Origin of the sequence: Sulfurimonas sp. CVO (assembly GCF_009883775.1) — a bacterium.
Classification (GTDB): domain Bacteria; phylum Campylobacterota; class Campylobacteria; order Campylobacterales; family Sulfurimonadaceae; genus Sulfurimonas; species Sulfurimonas xiamenensis.
On sequence record NZ_CP033720.1, the window covers coordinates 1,805,527 to 1,828,967 of the forward strand.

23 protein-coding genes and 1 tRNA gene are annotated in these 23,441 nt (G+C 36.0%); 17 read left to right on the forward strand and 7 right to left on the reverse strand.

Annotation, left to right across the window (positions count from 1 at the left end; translation table 11 throughout):
* Nucleotides 1-31: 31 nt before the first annotated feature.
* Genes pyk through CVO_RS09235 form a run of 4 tightly spaced genes read left to right on the forward strand, consistent with a single transcriptional unit; the run spans nt 32 to nt 6,391 of the window.
* A complete protein-coding gene (gene pyk / locus CVO_RS09220) occupies nt 32-1,480 on the forward strand; it encodes a pyruvate kinase (RefSeq protein WP_159571855.1) in 1,449 nt (482 codons plus the stop codon).
* A gap of 54 nt (nt 1,481-1,534) precedes the next feature.
* Nucleotides 1,535-3,910 carry a phosphoenolpyruvate synthase gene (gene ppsA, locus CVO_RS09225; RefSeq protein ID WP_159571858.1) on the forward strand — a complete coding sequence of 792 codons (2,376 nt, stop codon included), beginning with the start codon at nt 1,535-1,537 and terminating at the stop codon, nt 3,908-3,910.
* Between the two features lie 20 nt (nt 3,911-3,930).
* Nucleotides 3,931-4,197, forward strand: coding sequence for a hypothetical protein (locus CVO_RS09230; RefSeq protein ID WP_152298505.1), 267 nt, complete (start codon nt 3,931-3,933; stop codon nt 4,195-4,197).
* 55 nt (nt 4,198-4,252) lie between these two features.
* Complete coding sequence (locus CVO_RS09235) at nt 4,253-6,391, forward strand: TonB-dependent receptor (RefSeq protein WP_159571861.1); 2,139 nt, start codon at nt 4,253-4,255, stop codon at nt 6,389-6,391.
* A 4-nt stretch (nt 6,392-6,395) separates the two neighbouring features.
* Here the strand turns inward: CVO_RS09235 and CVO_RS09240 are convergent, their stop codons facing one another.
* From CVO_RS09240 to CVO_RS09245, 3 genes are all read right to left on the reverse strand, one after another.
* The gene (locus CVO_RS09240) at nt 6,396-8,978 is read right to left on the reverse strand and encodes a cation-translocating P-type ATPase (protein WP_159571864.1); all 2,583 of its coding nucleotides are present in this window, start codon (nt 8,976-8,978) and stop codon (nt 6,396-6,398) included.
* 35 nt (nt 8,979-9,013) lie between these two features.
* The gene (locus CVO_RS09830) at nt 9,014-9,160 is read right to left on the reverse strand and encodes a hypothetical protein (RefSeq protein ID WP_188093724.1); all 147 of its coding nucleotides are present in this window, start codon (nt 9,158-9,160) and stop codon (nt 9,014-9,016) included.
* Between the two features lie 65 nt (nt 9,161-9,225).
* Nucleotides 9,226-9,684 (reverse strand): Mut7-C RNAse domain-containing protein, encoded by a 459-nt coding sequence (locus tag CVO_RS09245; protein WP_152298502.1) that lies wholly within the window; start codon nt 9,682-9,684, stop codon nt 9,226-9,228.
* Nucleotides 9,685-9,735: 51 nt separating this feature from the next.
* Here CVO_RS09245 and CVO_RS09250 point away from each other — a divergent pair, with 51 nt between their 5' ends.
* The 10 genes from CVO_RS09250 (at nt 9,736) to CVO_RS09295 (ending at nt 16,667) form a co-directional block, all read left to right on the forward strand.
* Nucleotides 9,736-10,236: a 2'-5' RNA ligase family protein gene (locus CVO_RS09250; RefSeq protein WP_159571867.1), complete on the forward strand. Its 501-nt coding sequence runs from the start codon at nt 9,736-9,738 to the stop codon at nt 10,234-10,236.
* Nucleotides 10,237-10,299: 63 nt separating this feature from the next.
* The gene (locus CVO_RS09255) at nt 10,300-10,572 is read left to right on the forward strand and encodes a hypothetical protein (RefSeq protein ID WP_152298500.1); all 273 of its coding nucleotides are present in this window, start codon (nt 10,300-10,302) and stop codon (nt 10,570-10,572) included.
* Nucleotides 10,573-10,632: 60 nt separating this feature from the next.
* Nucleotides 10,633-11,907, forward strand: coding sequence for a hypothetical protein (locus CVO_RS09260; RefSeq protein WP_159571870.1), 1,275 nt, complete (start codon nt 10,633-10,635; stop codon nt 11,905-11,907).
* Between the two features lie 2 nt (nt 11,908-11,909).
* Nucleotides 11,910-12,788, forward strand: a complete 879-nt coding sequence (locus CVO_RS09265) for a metal ABC transporter substrate-binding protein (protein ID WP_159571873.1) — start codon at nt 11,910-11,912, stop codon at nt 12,786-12,788.
* Entirely contained in the window at nt 12,785-13,534 is a 750-nt protein-coding gene (locus CVO_RS09270; protein WP_152298497.1) for a metal ABC transporter permease, read from the forward strand. The genes CVO_RS09265 and CVO_RS09270 overlap by 4 nt, the downstream gene beginning before the upstream one ends.
* 1 nt (nt 13,535) lies before the next feature.
* Nucleotides 13,536-13,853: a hypothetical protein gene (locus tag CVO_RS09275; protein ID WP_152300240.1), complete on the forward strand. Its 318-nt coding sequence runs from the start codon at nt 13,536-13,538 to the stop codon at nt 13,851-13,853.
* A complete protein-coding gene (locus tag CVO_RS09280; protein WP_159571876.1) occupies nt 13,840-14,163 on the forward strand; it encodes a DUF309 domain-containing protein in 324 nt (107 codons plus the stop codon). Before CVO_RS09275 ends, CVO_RS09280 begins: the two co-directional genes overlap by 14 nt.
* A 17-nt stretch (nt 14,164-14,180) precedes the next feature.
* Nucleotides 14,181-14,933 carry a DUF481 domain-containing protein gene (locus tag CVO_RS09285; RefSeq protein WP_159571879.1) on the forward strand — a complete coding sequence of 251 codons (753 nt, stop codon included), beginning with the start codon at nt 14,181-14,183 and terminating at the stop codon, nt 14,931-14,933.
* 34 nt (nt 14,934-14,967) lie between these two features.
* Nucleotides 14,968-15,798, forward strand: a complete 831-nt coding sequence (locus CVO_RS09290) for a mechanosensitive ion channel family protein (RefSeq protein WP_159571882.1) — start codon at nt 14,968-14,970, stop codon at nt 15,796-15,798.
* The gene (locus CVO_RS09295) at nt 15,795-16,667 is read left to right on the forward strand and encodes a DUF481 domain-containing protein (RefSeq protein WP_159571885.1); all 873 of its coding nucleotides are present in this window, start codon (nt 15,795-15,797) and stop codon (nt 16,665-16,667) included. Before CVO_RS09290 ends, CVO_RS09295 begins: the two co-directional genes overlap by 4 nt.
* On the opposite strand, the gene CVO_RS09300 is transcribed toward CVO_RS09295, so the two are convergent.
* Nucleotides 16,645-17,766: an MFS transporter gene (locus CVO_RS09300; protein WP_152298492.1), complete on the reverse strand. Its 1,122-nt coding sequence runs from the start codon at nt 17,764-17,766 to the stop codon at nt 16,645-16,647. The genes CVO_RS09295 and CVO_RS09300 overlap by 23 nt on opposite strands.
* Before the next feature lie 220 nt (nt 17,767-17,986).
* Here CVO_RS09300 and CVO_RS09305 point away from each other — a divergent pair, with 220 nt between their 5' ends.
* From CVO_RS09305 to CVO_RS09315, 3 genes are read left to right on the forward strand one after another with little or no spacing between them, the layout of a single operon-like run.
* A complete protein-coding gene (locus CVO_RS09305; protein WP_159571888.1) occupies nt 17,987-19,486 on the forward strand; it encodes a B12-binding domain-containing radical SAM protein in 1,500 nt (499 codons plus the stop codon).
* A gap of 30 nt (nt 19,487-19,516) precedes the next feature.
* A complete protein-coding gene (locus CVO_RS09310; RefSeq protein WP_152298491.1) occupies nt 19,517-20,137 on the forward strand; it encodes a transglutaminase-like cysteine peptidase in 621 nt (206 codons plus the stop codon).
* Entirely contained in the window at nt 20,134-22,056 is a 1,923-nt protein-coding gene (locus CVO_RS09315; RefSeq protein WP_159571891.1) for a LapD/MoxY N-terminal periplasmic domain-containing protein, read from the forward strand. Before CVO_RS09310 ends, CVO_RS09315 begins: the two co-directional genes overlap by 4 nt.
* 38 nt (nt 22,057-22,094) lie before the next feature.
* On the opposite strand, the gene CVO_RS09320 is transcribed toward CVO_RS09315, so the two are convergent.
* From CVO_RS09320 to CVO_RS09330, 3 genes are all read right to left on the reverse strand, one after another.
* Nucleotides 22,095-22,182, reverse strand: a tRNA-Ser gene (locus CVO_RS09320).
* 68 nt (nt 22,183-22,250) lie between these two features.
* Nucleotides 22,251-22,916 (reverse strand): DNA-binding protein, encoded by a 666-nt coding sequence (locus CVO_RS09325; RefSeq protein ID WP_159571893.1) that lies wholly within the window; start codon nt 22,914-22,916, stop codon nt 22,251-22,253.
* Between the two features lie 12 nt (nt 22,917-22,928).
* Entirely contained in the window at nt 22,929-23,426 is a 498-nt protein-coding gene (locus CVO_RS09330) for a YajQ family cyclic di-GMP-binding protein (protein WP_152298488.1), read from the reverse strand.
* Nucleotides 23,427-23,441: the final 15 nt, after the last annotated feature.

Genomic DNA, 23,441 nt, shown 5'->3' on the forward strand with positions numbered 1-23,441 from the left:
TATAAAAAATCTGCATAAAAAGGTTCCTTTTATGAAAAAAAGAACAAAAATAGTAGCAACTGTAGGTCCTTCTTGTGATAGTACAGAAAAACTTGAAGAACTTATAAGAGCCGGTGTAAATGTTTTTAGACTCAATTTTTCCCATGGAGATTATGCATACCATAAAATGGTACTTAAACACATCAGAGAAGCCATAAAAAAAACAGGCTTAATTGTTGGAGTCCTACAGGATATTAGTGGCCCAAAGATTCGTGTAGGGGAACTTAAGCAAAGTTTTGAACTACGAAGCGGAGATATTTTAGAATTTACCCAAGAAGATATTGTAGGCTGCAGAGTAGAAGATGCCCACTATAGATTAACCCTAAACAAAAAAGAGATTTTACAGAAGCTGCATATTGGTCAATTTATTTATCTGTATGATGGCATTATTCGTGCCAAAGTCACTGAGATCAAAAACGGCTCTGTTTTTACAACCATAGAAAATGACGGTATTTTAAGCAGTAAAAAGGGAGTTAATTTTCCAAACAGCTATATTAATATCGATGTTTTAACGCCAAAAGACAGAAAAGATATAGCATGGGGCGTTAAAAACGGTGTTGATTTTATGGCTATCTCTTTCGTACAAAATGCCCAAGATATGCTTAATGCAAGAAAAATTGTGGATGAACACGGTGGAAAACAGATGCTTATTGCAAAAATTGAAAAATTTGATGCAATTGAGAATATAGATGATATCTTAAGAGTAAGTGACGGTCTTATGGTTGCACGCGGAGATTTGGGCATTGAAGTACCATTTTATGAAGTTCCAAATATACAAAAAATGCTTATTAAAAAAGCGAATGAAGTTTCAAAACCTGTTATCACTGCAACCCAGATGCTGCTCTCTATGACAAAGAGTCAAAGAGCCTCAAGAGCTGAGATAAGCGACATTGCAAATGCCGTCTTAGATGGGACTGATGCTGTTATGCTCTCTGAAGAGAGTGCAATTGGTGACTACCCGGTTTTGGCAGTTAAAACAATGTATGAAACTATAAAAGAGGCGGAAAAAGAGTATCCTTATCATAAATTTTATGAACACAAACATAAGGAAATTACAACTGCAATAGATGAATCAGCCGTCAGACTCTCAAAAGATTTGAATGCAGCAGCTCTTATCTCTCTTACAAACTCCGGTAATTCTGCAAGAGAATTAGCAAAATATCGTCCAAGCAAACCTATTTATGCTATTACCCATAATGATAAAGTGCATAGACAACTTACTCTTTCATGGGGCGTTGTTCCCGCTTTTAGCATTAAAAAAAGCTCTATCAGCCAAACTCTTAAAGATGTTATAAACAAAGGGTTAAAAAAGAGTATTTTAGATGAGAAAAAAACATATATTCTTACAGCAGGAAGTCCTATGGGAGTAAGCGGCTCTACAAATGTAATTCGGGTACTTACTTCAGATGGTATGGGATTTTTTAAAAATCTAAATACATAATAAATATATATTTATGCTACTATAAATATATAATTTTTACAAAAAGGTTATTTTATGAAATATATACGATTTTTTAATGAACTAAATATTGATGATATTTCAATCGTTGGCGGCAAAAATGCTTCACTTGGGGAGATGTACCAAAATCTTACTCCAAAAGGGGTAAATATTCCAAACGGCTTCGCGACAACAAGCGATGCCTACTGGCTGCTTCTAGAAGAAAACGGAATAAAAAACAAGATAGCCTCTATTTTGAGTGATTTAAACATAAATGACACAAACAATCTTCAAGAGCGCGGACTAAAGGTGCGTACTCTTATCTTAAACTCTCATCTTCCAAAGGTGCTCGCAGATGAACTTATTGAAGCATATAAAACTCTCTCTGGTGAATATAAAAAAAATGCTGTTGATGTGGCTGTGCGATCATCGGGAACAGCGGAAGATCTGCCTGACGCCTCTTTTGCAGGGCAACAAGAGACTTTTTTAAATGTAAGCACAAAAGAGGAACTTCTTGAGTGCGTTTTAAAATGTTTTGCTTCACTCTTTACCGACAGAGCCATCAGCTACCGCACAAGCCGAGGATTTGACCACTTCAAAGTAGCTCTATCAGTCGGTGTGCAGAAGATGGTGCGAAGCGATATCTCATCAAGCGGAATTATGTTTAGCATTGATACGGAGAGCGGATCTGAAAATCTTATACTTATAAACTCCATCTGGGGTCTGGGCGAAAATGTGGTGAGCGGACGCGTCAATGCGGATGAGTTTTTTATCTTTAAACCTACGCTCAAAGAGGGTAAAAAAGCCATAATCAAACGCTCTTTGGGAAGCAAAAAAGAGAAGATGCTTTACGATGAAAAATCACGCACTATAGATATTGCCACTACAAAAGAGGAGCAAAACAGTTTCTCTATAACTGATAATGAGGTTATTGAATTGGCAAAAATAGCCGTTATTATAGAAAATCTTTACAACCGGCCTATGGATATTGAGTGGGCAAAAGATGGGGATGATGGCAAACTCTACATCGTTCAGGCAAGACCTGAAACTGTAAAAAACAGAGAAAACAAAAGTATGACAAGCCGGCGCTACTCGCTTGATGGTATCAAAGATGCAAAAATTTTAACATCAGGACGAGCAATCGGCGATAAAATAGGCAGCGGAAAAGTAAGTATTATAAACAAAACATCTGAATTTCAACGCTTTAATGATGGTGATATTTTAGTTGCAGACTCTACAAATCCCGACTGGGAACCCATCATGAAAAAAGCCTCTGCCGTAATCACTAACCGCGGAAGCCGCACATGTCATGCGGCTATCGTAGCAAGAGAGATAGGCGTTCCTGCTGTTGTCGGATGTACGAATGCTACTGAAGTGCTGCGTGATAGGCAAAAAGTTACTGTTAGCTGTGCGCAGGGCGACGAGGGGTATGTTTATGAGGGTGAGATTCCCTTCTCTGTTAAAACATTGGATATAAAAAATCTCAAACCTACTAAAACCAAACTCTATGTAAATGTAGGAAATCCTGCCGAAGCTTTTCACTTTGCAAAACTTCCAAATGACGGTGTCGGGCTTGCAAGGATGGAGTTTATTATGAGTAACTCCATCAAAGCTCATCCAATGGCTCTTGTTGCTATGCACAAGAACCAAAAAGTTAAAGATGAAGAGGAGATTCACTCACTTATGACTCCTTATACCGATACAAAAGAGTTCTTTTTGCAAAAATTGAGTGAAGGCATTGGGATGATTGCAGCAGCTTTTTACCCAAAACCTGTAATTATAAGAACAAGCGACTTTAAAAGCAACGAATACCGCAATATGTTAGGCGGCTTAGAGTATGAGGCCGTTGAAGAAAACCCGATGATAGGCTTTAGAGGTGCCAGCCGATATTATGACGAAAGTTACCGCGAAGCCTTTGAGTGGGAGTGCGAAGCGCTAAAGAGAGTGCGTGATGAGATGGGGCTTAAGAATATTAAAATAATGATTCCATTTGTGCGCACACCTGAAGAGGGTAAAAAAGTTATAGAAATTATAAATAAAAAAGAGTTGCATCAAGGCGAAAACGGGCTTGAAATATACGCGATGTGCGAAATCCCAGCAAATGTTATTTTAGCCGATAAATTTTTAGAAGTTTTTGACGGCTACTCCATAGGTTCAAACGACTTGACACAGCTTACGCTTGGCGTTGACAGAGAGAGTGCAAAAATTTCTCATATCTTTGATGAGAGAAATGAGGCAGTAAAAAGAATGCTTCAGATGGCAATAAAAGCATGCAAGGAGAGAGGCAAATATATAGGCATCTGCGGGCAGGCGCCATCAGATTACCCTGAAATTACACAGTTTTTGGTACAAGAGGGCATAGACTCCATCTCTCTTAATCCAGATTCGCTTTTTAAAATGCGTCAGGTTGTAACTGATTTAGAAAACAGATAATTTATGATAAAATTTCACCAATGAAACTGCATCTAATTCTATCTCTGCTCTTTTTTATTGCCGCGAGTTTTGCTTCTATACATGAAGTAGAGCATATAAAGCATCATGATGACTCTTCATGCTTTATATGTACAGTAAGTCAAAATCTGGTGTCTGCAGATGCTGTTGAATTTGCTGCGGAGATAGAAGTTTTTCATTTTGAAAAAATTATACAAAACACTCTTCTCTCCTATTTATATATAAAAACAGCAACATATCAAAACCGCGCACCTCCTAAAATATCCTAAAACAAAAAAAATTATCAGCACAAAAAATTAAAAATATATATTTTAGGATAAAAATATGCATAAAACTTTACACAACTCGCTGCTACTTGCTTTATTCTCAGCAATATCTCTATATGCAGACAGCAGTGATACACAATCTATCTCTTTAGACGCGCTTACCGTGTCCGCTTCACCTGTTCATGAACATGAAGCTTTTGAAGTGCCTGCTCAAGTAGACACCATAAACTCTACTGAAATAACACAAAAGTCTACCGCTTCGCTTGGGAAAATTTTAGAAGACATTCCGGGAGTAAACAACATTGCAACAGGCTCTCAATCTGGCAAACCGGTGATTCGTGGCATGAGCGGAGAGAGAGTAAAAATAGTCTCAAACGGCAGCGCCACAGATTTTCAAACATATGGAATCCGCCACTTGGCAAATATTGATCCATTTTTTGCACAAAATATAGAGGTTGTTCGGGGTGCGCAAGGAGTTCTTTACGGCTCTGATGCTCTAGGAGGAGTCGTAAATGTAATATCGCCTAAGCTACTCTCTACATCAGATGACTCCGTAGTCTACAAAGGCGAATTGGCAGGTGAATACAACACAAACAATAATGAGTGGATGAGCGGCATAAAAGCACAAATAGCAAAAGGAAAGTTTGGTCTTAATGTAGGAGTTTCAAAAAGAGAAGCTGACAATTACAAAACAGCTTCAAGTCCTGTCTATAAAAGCGGAGATCCTGCCGGCACACTTCCACTATTCTCGGGTGAACTCCCCTACACAAACTTTGAAAACACATCGGCATTTATAGCGTTAGGGTACATAGATGAGTGGGGTGAAGTATCGCTTCAACACACCTATTGGCAAAGTTACCAAAACTTTTTGGGGCATCTAAAAGATTTAACTCCCGTATCTTCCGCAGGGCAGGATCTCTCAAACAATGAAACACAGCTAAAGGGCGAGATCTTTGCAGGCGAGTGGATTATAAAACCGATGATATCTCATACCATCAACACCAGAGAAGCAGCTACAAATACACCGTATGAAATTATGGATAGCGTAAAAGGAACAGATGCGTATGTTGATTTGGATGTAGATAGAACAGATGCAAAACTAGCTTTCATACATCCGACATTTGCCATTTTTGATGGCGAAATAGGCATAGAGTGGTATGATAAAGATCAGACTCTAAATAGCGGAAAACTCTCACCAAGCGCAAAAGAGAAAGGTCTAGGGCTCTATATTTTTGAAGAGGCGGATATTGGAGAGTGGATTTTTCAAGGCGGCCTAAGATACAGCAAAATCAAGATAGATGCGCCAACAGATGGAAATAATGCACCTTTTGTTGCCAGCGGTATCTTTGATGCGTCAAACAACAGCAAAAAATTTTCTGCCATTGCGGGATCTATAGGAGCCACATACAAGCTTAACACAAACTTCAATATCGCGGTAAATATAAGCAGAGGTTTTCGGGCGCCTAGCATTTTTGAGCTCTATGCAGGCGGAGTTCATGGCGGCGTACAGGCATATCAACTTGGGAACCCAAATCTTAAAGAGGAGATAAGCTTAGGCGGTGATATAGCACTGCGATATAAAGATGAAAAGACAAAAGCAAGTATAACACTCTATCATACCTATATAGACAACTATATCTTTTTACAAAATACAGGAAACAGTGTAACAGTTGGAAGCATGGTGCTTCCTGAGATGAAGAATGAGCAGACTGATGCAACAATGCAGGGCATTGAATTTGCATTTGATACGATGTTAAGCAAAAAAACACGCGCAACTGGAACTTTTGAGATTATAAAAGGCCGTGACACTAAAAATAATAGAAGTCTGCCTCTTATTCCTGCTAACAATCTAAAACTGGCAATTTATCAAAATCTTGGAAACCTAGCAGCAATGCAAGACTCAACTCTCTTTGTAGATTATAAATATGTTGATGATCAGCAAGTAGGCGGTACATATGAACCATTTGCGCAGTACAACAACACTCCATTTGGAACAGCCGATACACAAAGCTACTCACTATGGGGAGTTGGATACACATCTGATATTGATATTTTTGAGCACAAACCACAGTTAAGCATAAAAATATCCAACCTTTTTGATAAAGAGTATAGAGATTTTTTAGATACCTACAAAGGTTACGCTCTTGGCATGGGAAGAAATATTTCATTTTCCCTTAGAGTGCCTTTTGAGAGTTGAAAAATTAACAGCTTTTAGACGCTGTTAATTTGACTCTGAAAAATTTCTCTAACTCCATAACCACTGTGAGTGTTAAAGCTATAAAAAGGAGTGTCGCCCACATTTGCAAACTAACCGGCTCAACGCTAAGTATAGGCTGCATAAAAGGTGTATACATAGCTATCATATGAATACCCTGTGCAGAGATAACAGATATCCATAAAAGCATATTTCTGGCATGATTGATTTTAAAGATGGAGCTGTTTTCACTGCGTGAATTAAAAGTATGTACATTCTCAAAGAGCACCATCATAAGCAGTGTAATATTTCTTGCCGCTTCCTCTTGATATCCAAACTCAAGCAGCGTATAAAAAAGAGCAAATGCCGAGATACCCATGTATAAACCGCCTACAACTACTCTGCTAATCATGGTTTTGTTAAATATAGGCTCTTTGGGGTCGCGCGGCTTGCGTTTTAGCACTCCGGGTTCCGCTTTTTCCACAGCCAGTGCTACATCTTGTATGCCGTTTGCAACAAGGTTAAGCCAGAGTATCTGCACAGGCAGAAGCGGAATAGGTATAAAAAATATGATTGAGAGAAGCACAAGCACTATCTCGGCAAATCCTGTAGCTATAAGAAGATGGATGACTTTGCGGATATTGTCATACGCTACGCGCCCCTCTTCTACACCGTTTACGATGGAGCCGAAGTGGTCATCCGTTAGTATCAGGTCGCTTGATTCGCGCGCAACATCTGTACCGCTTTTACCCATAGCTATACCGATGTTTGCAAACTTGAGTGCAGGCGCGTCATTGACACCGTCTCCCGTAACTGCCACAAAGTGACCGAGTTCTTGAAATGTTTTTACTATAAGCTGTTTTTGCTGAGGAGAAACTCTCGCAAAAACACGCTTATGAGCAATCTCTTCTTTTGGCGCTCCACGCTCCATCCAATGAGCGATTGCCACTCCGTCTATTATCTCATCTTTGCTTATGGCGATGCCGAGTTCTCTTGCTATATAAAATGCGGTGTTTGGATGATCACCCGTTACCATAACTACTTCAATTCCCGCCTCTTCTGCAGTGCGAAGAGCCTCTTTGACCCCTTCTCTAAGAGGATCTGTTATAGCTGCAAATCCAAGATAGGTGTATCCATCCTCCGCAATAGCGCTATTATCGTTAATCCTGCATGCCAAAGCTATATTTCTAAATCCGTTAGCAGCCCACTCATCAACCTGTTTTAGTACAAAACCCTTCTCATCCTCGCCAAGTGTGCTTTTTGCAAGTATAACCTCCGGTGAGCCTTTGATAAAATCGACTTTTTTGCCCTCAATCTCATAACTTGCTGCTGAATATTTATTGACCGGTTCATAAGGAGTTAGTGCGATTGCTTTTGCTTTTTCATACTTTTTAACAAGAGTCTCATTAATAGAAAGTGCGTACCTAGCTAAAGCTATATCTACCTGATCGCCTAAAAAAACAAACTCATCACCCTCTTTTCGACGAGTCGACTCATTACATAAAAGAGCACTCAGAACTACATATTCATCTACTGCCTCACTGCTGTTATATGTTTTATCGGGACTGATAAAGTGCTCAACGCTTAGGCGGTTTTGCGTCATCGTTCCGGTCTTGTCGCTTGCTATAAATGTACATGAACCAAGCCCCTCAATAGCAGATAGCTTGCGTACAATGACATTTCTCTTACTCATAACACTGCTTGCGACGCTCAGTGCAACTGTAATAGCAACGGGGAGCCCCTCCGGAATAGCAGATACCGCAAGAGCTACTGTGAGGAAAAAGATATCTTTTAGCGGCATATCCTGATAAACGCCGAGCATAATGATAAGCAGCGCGACACCGCTTATGATTTTGGAAATGTTGAAAGAGAACTTCTCCATGCGCAGCATTAGCGGTGGTTTTGCAATCTTTACCTCTGCTAAAAGAGAGGCTATTTTACCGACTTCCGTCATCTCGGCTATTGCCACCACAACTCCGATTGCCCGCCCTTTTGTAACTAAAGAGCCGCCATAGAGCATGTTTTTTCTCTCGCCTATTGGTTCATTTTCATCTTTGGATATATATTGCGGATTTTTACTTACTTCGATAGATTCGCCGGTAAGAAGCGATTCGTTTACTTGCAGATCATTTGCTTCTATAAGGCGTATATCAGCAGGAACTTTTACACCTGATTCGAAAAATACTATATCGCCGAGAGTGACATCTTCGCTTAGTATCTCAACTTTTTTGCCATCTCTTAAGACATTTGCATAAGTCTTGATTACTTTTTTCAGAGCGTCAGCTCTCTCGCCGGCATTATACTCTTGATAAGTTCCGACTACGGCGTTCACGAGAAGTGCCGCCATAATAAAACCGGCATCACTAAACTCCTTGATGACCAGCGATATAACAGTAGCTATAAGTAAAACATAGATAACAGGACTCTTAAACTGCTCAATAAATATATTAAGCAGGGTGCGTTTTTTACCCTCTGCTAAAACATTTTTTCCATAATGCTTTGTACGGGAGAGAGCCTCTTCTTTGTTGAGGCCATCAACACTACATTCTAAATCTTCAAGAGTCTCTTCTATGCTTTTTGTGTGAAACATAAAATACTATTTATAAAAAAGGTAAACACACCTCTTTACTTTTTTTTCTTAGAACTTTTTTCTGCTTTTTCTTTCTTTTTAAAATCTTTTATATTTTTTTTAATCTCTTGTTTGAGCTCTTTTTTGAGCATAGCATTAAGCTCTTTTTTTACAATTTTTTTAACTTTTTTCTTATCAACCATCTTAAATCCTTTAATTTCAATAACTCATATGATAATGCGTATTAGCTTAATTTAAACTATATCCTCTAAATAGAATCAATAGTAGCTATCATTCTTTTGTAATGGTCCCCATGCCAATATATGCGTTTGCATGTAGGGCATATTTCAAACTCTGAAAAATACTTTTTTACTTTTGGCGGAAGCTGCGCTTCAATGTCACTTTTTTGGACTTTTTGCAACTCTGTATTACATACAATGCAGCGGGGTACAAGAGAGTAATCTTTTATTCCAAACTCTCTTTGAAGTTCTTGAAGCTGTTTTAAATTATCTATTGCATCAAGATAAAAAGTCGGCGCTTTCGTTCGTTCATGCAATCCTTTATCACGCGTTAAAATAATCCTATCCTCACTATTTGCAAGTTCAATAAGATCATTATCGTCAATCGTATTAAAATAGAGCGTATCAAAACCCATTATTCTAAGATATTTTGTAAGTTTTCCAAGATGACAATCAGCGATAAACTTAGGCGGATTTTCTATTTTCATACAAATATTATACCCTATCTCAATCCGGCAGACTATGCTATACTTATTCTTATGAATACTCTATTTTTGGCTGTAAAAGCAAAACTTGATGATTACGATACTTTAAAATCAGAATTTTCTGGCATTATAAAAGGTAAATGGGCTAGAGATGAAGATTTGCATGTAACAATTTGTTATTTTGGGACTATATATACTATTGAAGAACTATTAAACATGCTGCCCCGTTCTATCGAAAAAACACAACCTTCAGCTCTGACATCTTTAGACTTTTTTTCTCATAACAAAATACTTTATGCTAAACCTGAAGGCTATGCACTTGATATGCTTCACGAATCTCTTTGCGCTCCTTTTTCACTTAAATCGACTGCGTCGTTTATTCCCCATGTAACACTGATGAGAATGAAAAAAATAGATGACACTAAAGCTTTTAAAGAGGTTTTAAATAGATATAAAAATAGGAAAATAGGAAAAATTGAAACGACTTTAGAACTTATGCAAAACTGCCTATCCCCCGAAGGTTCCAAGTATAAGAGCATTAAAAAATTTGAGTAATATAATTTTTTAATATATATAAAAATTTGATAATTTTATCAAAAATATGATAAAATTTTGTCGATGAAATTAAATATACTTATATCTCTACTTTTTGCTGTTGTCACAAGCTTTGCCGCTGTTCATGAAGTGGAACACATTCAGCATAACGACAGCGCGTCATGTCTTATATGTACGGTAAGCCAAAATTTAATTTCTGACGATTCAGTTCAATTGTTAACAGATATCGAACTTTTTCACTTTGAAAAAATCACACAAAACAATCTGCTTTCTTATATATTTACCAAAATAAACTCAAACCAAAACCGCGCTCCTCCATCTACTATCATAACTTAAAAAAATAAAATAAAAAATCTTACAAAAATAAAAAATTATAAATAATTAGGATAGAAAATTATGAAAAAAATAGTATTATCAAGCGTACTCTGCGCAACATTGGTTTATGGGGCAGATGTGCTTCCTGTTGAAAAAAGAACATTTGATCAGTCAAAATTCATTCCAGATATCTCTTTGGTCTTAGACGCTTCATATGTTGATAGAAGTGTAAAAGATGACGAGGCGGCCCATTTAGAGCTTCCAGGTATTGCCCACGGCCTTTTGGGAGAGCACTCTCACGGAGATTCGGAACATGCCACTTACAATGCAAAAAACGGATTTAACCTCAATTATGCAGAGCTTGTGCTCTCAAGCAGCGCTGATCCATTTTTTACGGTGGATGGCGTATTTCACTTTTCAGAAAATGGTGTTGAGATAGAGGAGCTATACTTTACATCTAACGCTTTAGGACACGGCACAAAAGTAAAAGGCGGAAAATTTAACTCAAACTTTGGCTATCTAAATGAGCAACACCACCATGCATGGGATTTTGCAGATATGCCTTTAGTATATGAGGCATTTTTAGGAATGCACGGTATAAATGAAACAGGTGCGCAAATTCAGTGGACTGCTCCGACTCCTTTTTACCTTATGGCAGGATTTGAAGTGCTTCAAGGAGAAAACGAACAGATGTTCGGCAATGAATCAGTTGATATAGAAGAATTCACAACTATAGAAGAAGATAAAATAGAGGGAACTTCTGCACCTTCACTTTACATTGGATATATAAAAGCTTCTCATGATATAGACAACACAACCTTGCTCGGTGGAATTTCTTATGCTCAAGGTGATTCAATGATAGATCACAGCAGCGATCATGAAGCTCCACATGTGTTTAGCGGCGACTCAAAACTTTACGGTGCCGATTTGGTTGTTTTGCATGCTATTGACTCTTACAAATCTATCAAGTGGCAGACAGAGTATCTTCAAAGAGAGCTAGACGGTACACAGTACAATCTATACGGCACATTTACCTCCCCTCATATCAATAAAAAACAGAGCGGTCTCTACTCACAGCTTATCTACACACACAATAAAAACTGGAGAATGGGTGTTAGATACGATGCAATATTAAAAAATGATGTTACAGCGGACAATATAGATAAACCACAGCCAGACGGGCTCGACAAATACACAGCGATGGTAGAGTACCATACAAGCGAGTTTGCAAGATTTAGACTGCAGTACAGCCGCGACAACTCTATGTTTAATGAAGATGGTCAAAGAGAAAAAATCGACACTCTCATTCTTCAAGCAAATATCTCTATCGGCGCACACGCGGCACATAGTTTTTAAGCATGAAAAAACTACTAACACTGCTAACGCTTCTGCCGCTAACACTCTTAGCTCATCTAAATATAGCGGTAAGCTACCCTTATATAGGGGCGCTTACTAAAACAATAGGCGGGGAGCATATTACGACTACTGTTTTGGCAAAGGGAAACTGGGATCCGCACTTTATTATTCCCCGTCCTTCGCTTATTACAAAAGTGAGAAATGCCGATGCACTTATCATGAACGGAGCTCAGCTTGAGATCGGCTGGCTGCCTCCACTTATAAACCGTGCGGGGAATCCAAAAACTTCACCCTCCTCTGCAACATTTTTAAATCTTTCCCATCATATAGAGCTTATAAACAAGCCAAGCGAAGTAGATAGAAAAGACGGCGACATTCATCCCGATGGAAATCCGCATTTTCATCTTGATCCATCCAATATTCTGCTTCTTGCAAATACTATAAAAAAGTTTTTAATCTCTATAGATAAAGAACACTATGAGGTTTACGAAAAAAACTATGCTGATTTTTCTAAGATGTGGAACCAAAAGATGAGTGAGTGGAGCCAAAAAATGAGCGATAAAAAAGGCTTAAAGGTTATCCAATTTCATGACAATTTAGCTTACTTTAACAAAGCCTACGGACTTATAAATATAGGCACTATCGAGCCTCTTCCCGGTATTCCTCCCTCATCAAGACATACCATAGAAACGATTGAGCTTATAAAAAAAGAGAATCCTTGCTGCATACTCCATGATGTTTATCACTCAACAAAAACAGCAGATTTTATAAGCCAAAAAACAGGCATAAATATAGTTTTAATGCCGCATGATATAGAAGCGCTGGACAACATAAACAGCTTAAGTGCGCTTTTTGATCATCTAACAAGTGCAATAAAATGACAGATATTCTTCTTGTACCAATTGCTCTTGTTATTATTCTGGTGATGCTTCACTCCTATTTCGGGATGGAGATATTAAAGCGCGGTATCATCTTTACCGACCTTGCAATTGCGCAGTTTGCAGCTCTTGGCTCATCTATAAGTCTTGGCTATTTTCATGAAGAATATTTCTACCTCCTAACGCTTAGTTTTGCTCTTTTGAGTGCATTTCTTATAGCATTTGCTTCTACGCGCAAACTCCATTTAGAGGCGTTTATCGGAATACTTTATGTTTTAGGTGCAAGCGGCATCATGATGGTTCTCTCCCACTCTGCAGAGGGAATGGAGCATTTCAAGTCTCTGCTTGCCAGCGATATACTCTTTACTCCTCCCATTGAAGTTGCAAAAAGCGGAGTTATATACGCATTTATCGCTCTTGGACTCTACTTTATCTACCCGAAACTCAGCGGCTTTTTAAAAGAGCTTCTATTCTTTTCGCTTCTTGCCATTACCGTCACCTCATCTGTTTCACTTGCAGGAGTTTTTGTCGTTTTTGTGCTTCTTATTGCACCGCCGTTTGTAGCACTCTCACTAAACTTTAAAAAACCTTTACTCGGAAGTTTCTTTTTTGGATGGTTTTTTAGTATAAGCGCGATTATACTATCATATTTTTATGACTTGCCGACCGGCTATGGCATCGTTTTTTTAGGCGCATTTTTAACCGCGGTTGCAGTTTTAGTAACATCAAAAAAAGCATATGAAAGTTAATATGAAATTTCCAAACGAATGGACGCAAAAAGAGTTTTTAGAAAATAAAAAAAAGCTTGAAGCAGAGGGGGTAAAAGTATTGCTGATAGATACTATTCTCTCACCGATTGAAAATGCGGATACTCTCATCTATAACCCTTTTGAGCTAAAAGAGGAGCCGCAAGGAAGCGTTTTTGTATTTTATTGCGACACCGGAAAGGCAACCCTTAACAGACTTGAAGAGTACAAAAAAAAGTTTCCAAAACATCACTGCATTTCGCTTCATGGAGGAAGAGGATATTGGCGCAAGAACATGACGGTTTCTGATGAGCAGACATAAAAAACAGCTAGAGAGCTTTATAAAAAACCTGCGAAGCGAGAACTTTTACAATGCTCATGAAGATTTAGAGGTTCTGTGGTTTGAGAGAAGGTTCGAAGACTCTGATGAAGTAAAGCTTCTCAAAGGATTTATCAACGCTTCCGTCTGCTTTGAGCTTCACAAAAAAAATAGAATAGAAGCCTCTAAAAAAGTTTGGAATAACTACTTGAAGTACAGAGATTTGATTGAACATATAAACTCCCCTTATGTAGAAAAATACCGCCTAATCATAGATGAAATAGAGAAAATCAAGAAGAGTTTTATAAAGTAGCAGGTAAAATTCGCGTTATGAAATTTTACCTACTAATTACACTTATAACAACACAATATCTCTTTGCATTGGTATCAATTGCTCCCGTAGAGATTGGAGAAAAACCGGGCTTTTCAAACAGCATTGAAACTTCTTTGGAAACAACAAGAGGCAATACAGATACAGACAGCTACAAAGCATCTCTTCGAACAACATATGATAACAATACAAGCTATATTGTTTGGGCTGAAGTATCGGGAGCCTATGGCAAAGCGAGTGGAGAAGAAAATACAAATAAACTCTTCTCACATATAAGATATATTCATGCTCTTACAGATGAAACTCTTAGAGCTGAACTATTTGCGCAACTTCAAAATGATAAATTTAGACAAATTAACAGTAGAGCACTAGGCGGAGCTGGGCTAAGATTTAAACTTTTTGACCTTCTTAAAAACGGCAAAGGTTATTTTGGCGCCGGCATATTCTATGAAAATATAAGGTACGAGAATCCTATTATTGACCCAACAGAAGATAATGTAAGAGTAAACTCCTATTTTTCTTATGCAATTGAGTTCAATAAAACTTCATCAGCCGCATATACTCTTTACTATCAACCTAAAGTTGATGATTTTAGTGACAATGTACAATCACACGAACTAGAGCTAAAGTTAAATATATATCAAAATCTATTTTTAAAATTCAGCCTCTCTTATAACACAGACAGCGAGCCTCCTCTGGGCGTAAAAAAATATGATTTCACCCAAAACACATCTTTTATTTTTAATTTTTAATTCGCTATAATTTAATAAAGACAGGGGGTTAAAAATGGATATATCAAAATACACTGACTTAGCGATAATGTATGCTAGTGAGTATGGACTAAAGATTATTGTTGCTATAGCTATATTTTTTATAGGTAAGTTTATAGTTAAAAAAATTATGACAATTATGAAAAATATAATGACAAAAGCGAATGTTGATCGTACATTGGCTGAATTTTTAGCAAATGTTATCTACTTTACACTCTTAATTGTAGTGATTTTGGCTTCATTAAATACGCTTGGCATAAACACAACATCATTTTTGGCTGTATTTGGTGCTGCATCTTTGGCTATCGGTCTGGCACTTAAAGATTCACTATCAAATATCGGTGCAGCAGTACTTATAATTATATTTCGTCCATTTAATGTTGGAGACTATATAGATGCTGCCGGGGCTTCTGGTACGATAGAGGAGATAAATCTTTTCTCAACCATAATGGTGACTCCGGATAATAAAACAATAATGATTCCAAACGCTTCAATTATCGGTTCAAACATAATAAATTACTCAAACAAGCCTACGCGCAGAGTAAGTCTTGTTTTTGGAATTGACTATAATGATGATCTAAAACTTGCAAAAGAGACTCTAATGCAAATCATAAAAGAGGATAAAAGAGTCTTGCAAGAACCCGCTCCTTTTGTGGCAGTAGGTGAATTGGCAGACAATAGTGTAAATTTTGTATTTCGTGTCTGGGTAAAAACAGAAGAGTATTGGGATGTTCACTTTGATATGTTAGAAAAGGTAAAACTGGCATTTGATGATAAAGGCATCTCGATTCCTTTCCCACAAATGAGCATACACTTACAAGAACAAAAAACAGAAGGACAAAAATGAAAAAACTGGTATTAAGCCTATCTATTGTTGCTGCTTGTACTTTAGCAGCAAGTGAAACAGAGATAAAAAACGAAATAGAAAATGCAAAAGCAAAAGTTGCAAAAATTAATGAAGAGATTAAAACTCTTGAATCGCAACTTCCAAAACCAAGCTATACTCTAAATGCACATGCGGAGCTTGGTTACATTGTCAATTCAGGAAATACAGATACAGAAGCTTTTAACCTTGATGCCAAAGTTAAAAACAGTTTTGACAAACACTCACTAGAGTTATCTCTGCTCTATCAATATGGTGAAGAGAACAGTATCGAGAGCAAAAACAAATTTTTAAGCGAACTTCTCTATGACTATATGATAAATGATAGATTTTCCTTTAACTATCTAGCCGGCTATAAAGATGATAAATTTTCCGGTTTTAACTATCAATTTTATACCGGTCCGGGTGCTAAATATAAAGTTATGAAAACTCAGACACAGGAGTTGGCATTTGATGGAAATATTTTATATGCATATGATGATATTGAAGATACATACAAAGATACGCTTGGCAATACTGTTTCATATCCATTTCCTGCGGGAAGCATCAATCAAAATGATGGATATAGCGACTCTTATGCTGCATACAGAGTACAAGCAGTTTATAGTGCAAAAATAAGAGAAAATCTAAAATTTAATCAAACACTTAGCTATAGATCAGAATTTTCTGATGCAGACAATTTTTTCGTCTACTCAAAAAGTTCTCTCGCAGTTAAAATATCTGATATTTTTTCCGCAGGTGTAAACTACTATGTTGACTATATAAATGAACCGGCAGCCGGTAAAACTTCTACAGATAGAGTGTTTTCTTTTAATTTGATTGCAGATTATTAATCTTTTTTGAATTAATTCCCCACAAATATAAAGAGTATGTTGCAATAAGTGCGATGAGAGTCGCACTTAAGAAGAGATAGCTTGGATATAGCTCATATACATACCCGGCTATAAGAGCTCCGGCAAATGCCCCGAAACCGTAAGTTATACCTGAAAAAAGCTGTTGTGCCAAAGATTTATGCTTATAAAGATAAAAGAGATAGCTAATCGCTGCGGAGTGAAATAGCGCAAAACTGAGTGCATGCAGAGCTTGAGATATAAAAAGCATGGTCACATTATCGGGAAATATAAAAAGTATAAACCATCTTAAAGCGGTTGCAAATGTAGTAAATTGAAGTATAAAAAGAAGGTTTCTGCGAAGAAGCGCACCTTGAAAATAGAGCATAAAAATCTCGACAACAACTCCAAAGCTCCATAGATACACTGCAATATCCAGCGTTATTCCATGGTCGGTAACATAGATGGTAAAAAAGTTGTAAAATGAGCCGAAACTCACCTGCATAAGCGTAAGCCCCGCCCACAATCTCCAATCTTTTAAAAGATTTATATCATTGGTTACCTCTTCGCTCCTCTGTAAAAGAGCATCCGCCCTCTTTGCAATTACATAAGCAAAAATCGATGTAATAAATGTTAAAACAAGCAGATAAATAAGCGCGACACTAGGAGAACTTAAAAACTTTACCAGAACCAAAGCAACCAAGACAAACCCCACAGAACCAAAAAGTCTTATTTTGCCATAATCCTCTTTACCTAAATGCTTAAGCGATATAACCTCAACATAAGGAAGAACGATGCTAAGCCCAACTCCAAGAGTAATGTTTGAAAAAAGAAGTTTATAAAAACTATCCAGTGAAAAGTAAAATGAAACAGCACTAAGACACATAATAAGAAGCGAAACATTGAAGCTCTTTACATTTATTTTAAGACCTTTTATAAATGCAAACGGGACAACAAAACGCACAAGCGGAGCCGCCGCAAATATGATGCCGATATCGCTTGCACCATAACCTGCTATAGACAAAACCTTCGGCAAAAATATTACATAAACACCGATGATAGAAAAATAAAAAAAGTAAAAAACTGCTAAAAGTAATGACATACGCGATTATAACCTAATTATAGATTTAACTGACAAGCAAGTAAATTAAAAATAGTAAAAATTTATTATTTACTTATTATTTACTTATAATTAATATAATTTTAAATCTCAATTATGTTTAACCCCTTTCGTACTTGAGATATATATAACTTATAAATTATTTTAATTATCCACTCCTTCTCCCCTTTTGAGTTGGATAATTATGTTACACTTTCATATTATGGCAAAAATCTTATTAACAACTTTAAATTCTCGATTTGCACACACTTCTATTGCGCTTAGATATCTCTATGCTAATCTCAAAGAGCTGCAAGATGATGCAAAAATCTTGGAATTTAGCATTAACGATGCAACACAGACTATTGTAGAAAAACTTCTTATTCACACTCCTGATATTATAGGCATAGGCGTTTATATTTGGAATGTCTCTCAAGTGAACGAACTTATACATATCATTAAAAAGATATCTCCCTCTATAAAGATTGTTCTAGGGGGACCGGAAGTGTCTCATGAACCGTTTCGAGTAAATTTAGATGATGCCGATTTTATTATTCAGGGTGAAGGTGACGAAGCATTTTATAAACTATGTAAAAATATACTAAATGGCAAAACTTCTCAAAGAGTTATAAAAATGAGTATGCCTTCACTCAAAGATATTTCTCTTCCATACAGATTTTATACGGATGATGATATAAAAAACAGATATATCTATGTAGAAGCTTCAAGAGGCTGCCCTTTTGAGTGCGAATTTTGTCTCTCATCTATAGATGAAAAAGTAAGAGCATTTGACTTGGAAAAACTTTTAGAAGAGTTTGAACTGCTTTGGCAAAGAGGCGCTCGAAACTTTAAATTTATAGACAGGACTTTTAACCTCAACATTAAAACGGCAAATGTCCTGCTTAATTTCTTTTTACAAAAAAAACCTCCCTATTTTGCACATTTTGAAGTTGTACCTGATCATTTTCCGCAATTGCTCAAAGAAAAAATTTCAAAATTTCCTCTCGGTGCGCTTCAGCTTGAGATAGGAATACAGACTCTAAACCCTCAGATTGCAAAAAACATTTCAAGATCTCTAAAATTGGACAAAATAAAAGAAAATATACGATTTTTAGAAGAAAATACCAATGCACATCTGCACCTTGACCTCATAGTAGGTCTTCCGGGCGAAGATTTAGAGAGTTTTGGAGCAAATCTTGATGAATTGATTTCTCTTAGCAATTCAGAGATACAAATTGGAATACTGAAAAAACTCTCAGGCACTTCCATCAATCGTCATGATATAGAACATGGCATGATCTATAGCAATATACCTCCTTATGATGTATTGCAAACTTCTACACTCTCTTTTATGGATATTCAAATAATGAAAAGATTTTCAAGATTTTGGGATCTTTTTTACAACAGCGGCAATTTTAAAAAAAGCATAAAACTTCTTTGGCACAATGAAAGTGTATATAAAAACTTTTATGCTTTTAGTTTATGGATATATGCGCAAACCGATTCCACATGGCATATTTCACTGCAAAGACTGGGTGAACTCCTATTTAAATACCTTTGTGAAGTTAAAAAAACAGATGCAAAACTTGTTGCAAAAAATATGCTTGAAGATATAATGAAGATAAAAGGCAGAGCGATTCCAAACTATCTAAAACCATATGCTAAAAACTTCACCTCAAAGAGTAAAGATGGAACCTCTGGTTTTAACAAAAGACAGCATTAATATCGCATATTTTTTGGATATAATCATTTCATGTTTATCTTAAGAGTGCTTATATTATCAATATTTTTTATAAATATAGCTTCTGCAGATACGCCTTATGTAGATAAAAAAATATTAAAAAAAATTGACAAAAAATACAAAATATACGCGAAAAAAAGATTTTTAGCTCTTCAAGAAACTCTTGATTCTGTAAAAAACAGGAGTGAAATGGAAAAACTTGAAGCGGTAAATAATTTTTTTAACGATGTAAGATATGCGAGCGATATGAAGATATATGGTAAAAAAGATTATTGGGCCACTCCATGGGAATTTTTGGCCAAAGACAGAGGAGATTGCGAAGATTTCGTGATAAGCAAATATTTTGCTCTTAAATATCTTGGGATTGACTATAAAAAACTTTTTTTTACATATGTTCGCTCCACAAGATTTAAGGAGCCGCATATGGTTTTAACATACTTTAAAACAACAAAAAGCGAACCGCTTATTTTAGATAATTATAATCGTAAAATATTTCCTGCATCGCAAAGAGAAGATTTAACTCCAATCTACAACTTTAATGGAGATCTGCTTGATGAAGCAGACAAAAACAATAAAAAATCTCATAAAAAATGGGATGAATTAAAACTAAATATGCAAAGGGAAAAAATATGACACTCTACAAACAGACAGCTTTAATTTTATCACTCTTTTTACTTATTATTTTATCAACAGTTTTGATACTCAATTTTCATAGTGCAAACAAGAGCGTTCAGGATAGACTCTATGAAGACGCTAAAAATACCGCAACATCACTAAGTCTTTCGCTTGGAAGCGCTAACGGCGACCTTTCAATGATCTCAACTATGATTAATGCAAATTTTGACAGTGGAAATTATCATAATATTACTCTTGTTGATACTGAAAAAAACACTCTTTATGAAAGAGTTGCCGAAAGCGATATACGAATTATTCCGGAGTGGTTTAGAAAACTGATAAATTTAAAAGCACCCGTTGCATATGCAAATGTCTCTGCGGGATGGAGCCAAGTCGGAATACTAAGCGTACAGAGCGATGCAACATATGCCTATAAGCAACTTTACGAAATTTTTATAGATTTGCTTTTATCTTTTGCACTTATTGCAACAATAAGTCTTGCGATTCTTAACTTTTTACTGCATGCAGTTTTAAAACCTTTAAAACTGGTACAAAAACAGGCAGCAGCAATTACAAGAAATAAGTTTATAATCCAAGATAAACTTCCATGCACAAAAGAGTTGGCAGATGTTGTTTTAGGAATGAACAGCATGGTTTTAAAAGTAAAAACTATGTTTGAAAAAGGAAATGAGGAGTTAAAAGCACATAAAGAGATAGAGTATACTGATGAAATCACACAACTAAAAAACCGTAAATATCTTATGGATAAACTTCCAGCTTATCTCAAAGTTGATGCCTCTTATGAAGGCGGTGTCAATATAATTATTGCATTTAGCGGAGTTATTGAAGCAAATGAAAAAATAGGTCATAAAAATGTAGATAAACTTTTTGTAAATATTGCAAATAACTTTAAAACCTATACAAAAAATATTAATGACTCTATTGTCTCTCGATTAAACGGTACAGAATTTTCACTTCTTCTGCCTAACTACTCAATTGACAATGCACTGAAACTAGCAAAATCCTTACAAAAAGATTCTCAGGATATGATTCTATCCTCAGGACTTGATTTAAATGAAACATCTATTACAATAGGGCTCTATGCATATAATCATAAAGACACCATATCCGAACTCTTGTCACACTCCGATAATGCTCTTGCTCAGGCAAAATTCAATCATGAAAATATACATATAGAAGAAACCGCTAATGCCCTTGAAATCATGGGCAAAGATGCTTGGAGAGATACTATAAACGAAGCGATAGAAAAAGATAAATTCAGTTTTGTTTCATGGAGTGTTATAGATACAAAGGTGAATACACTAGCGCATCATATTCTTAGTATACATCTTGATTTGGATAGAAACAGATCTTACAGTTATGCTCAATTTATGGCACCAACAATTCACTCAGGCTTATGCAGCCATATTTATAAAAAAGTTTTTACTATGCTTTTTAAAAATTCTCATATACTTCCCTCTGCATCAACCTACTCTCTAAGACTGCCGCAAGAGTATCTTCAAGATCAAGAAACTTACAGTGATATAAGCAAAATTATGCACGCAAATGCTGCAATACTTCCTTTTAAACTTATTATAGAACTTCCAGACGAACTTGTTCGCCAAGATTCAAAAAATATTAGAAAATATATAGAGTTATTTAGAAAATATAATATAGAAATAGGCATATTTGAGTTTATCGGTGAGGGTGAGGATTACCAATATTTACAAGATTTAAGGTCTGTATATATAAAATGTGAAAGCAATTATTTCTTAAATCAAAGTGATCAATCTTTATCATCTTTGAGACTAATTACAGACAGTATCGGTATTTCACTTATAGCTGTAGGTGTTAGTGATATACAGACACTAGAGAAGCTAAAAGAAAAAGGTATATATATTGTTCAAGGAAAAATTACGGAACATATTTTAATTTGAAAGATTTTTGTATCATTTTATTTCAAAAAGTTGATTGATGGTGGACAGCGAGGGATTCGAACCCTCGATAGGTTGCCCTATACACGCGTTCCAGGCGTGCGCCTTCGACCACTCGGCCAGCTGTCCTTTGCAGAAGTGCAATTTTACATACTAAAGCCTTAATTCCTTCTATTATATTTTGAATTATTGCTTATTTATAATGAAAAATCACTATAGTCATATTTTTGTAAATCTATATAATACTTTTTGCCAACCATAACAACTCTTGAATCATCTTTTGCATGCTCTTTAAATTTCTCTTTTATTTTAGATATCTTTTTCTTCGAAAAATTTCCATTTTTCAAATATTTATTCAGAGAGATTAATCTGCTGTTTTCTTCAAGATTTTCTTCTTCTTTTAGGCTCTCTTCTATTTCGGCTTCAAAAGAGTCATCTTGGATATGCAGCTTGTTTTGAGGATTATTTAACATAAGATTTGAAGAAATTGCATTGATTATATTTTTTAACTGCTCATCTTTGTCTTTATATATCTGCTCTATTTTTTCTCTCTCTTTAATTAGCATCTGCTCTTTTTGATCTCTTAGTGTTCTTGTTTCGTTTTCAAGACTTTCTACTTTTTGTTGAAGTTTTGCATTTTGCTCTTCTAAAAGCTTGTAGTATCTTTCATCTGCGTAAGTTGGTACTTTTTTGTTATCTTTTTTTCTTGGAGATATTTGGAGAGTTTCACTACTACTCATAATAACTAACTTTACTCCATCTTCTATTACGCTTTGCAAAGAACCTCTCCTTATGCGATTATGGATCGCCTCTTTTGATATGCCAAGCTTGTTTGCAGCATCAGATATAGTTAGTTTTGTCATACAAATATTCCCTTATCTCATGTTTTCAAAAATAAGCGGAGCTTCCCACTCCATTGAACGAATAGTTGAAATAACTTTTTGCAAATCATCGAGATTTTTTCCTTTGACTCTTATAGAATCACCCTCTATTTGCGCCGTAACTTTTAATTTTAAATTTTTTATCTCAGCTACTATTTTTTTTGCCTCTTTTGATTCAATATAATCAACAATTTTAAAAGTCATTTTTCTATTATTGCCGCTTGAATCTTCAATTTTTAGCTCTTCAAGCACTTTTGAACTAAGATTTTGTTTTAAAAGCTTCGCTATAACAATATCTTTAAGTGTGTCAAGTTTGTTATCACTTGATGCTATAAGAATTAAAAGTTTCTCTTTCTCTTTAAAATTAATTTCATAAGAAGTACCTTTAAAATCATAACGATTCGCTATCTCTCTATCAACAAGATTTATAGCATTTTTAAAATTCTGCATATCAATCTTTGCAGTTATATCAAATGAGTGCTCTTTTGCCATCACTAACGCTCCTAT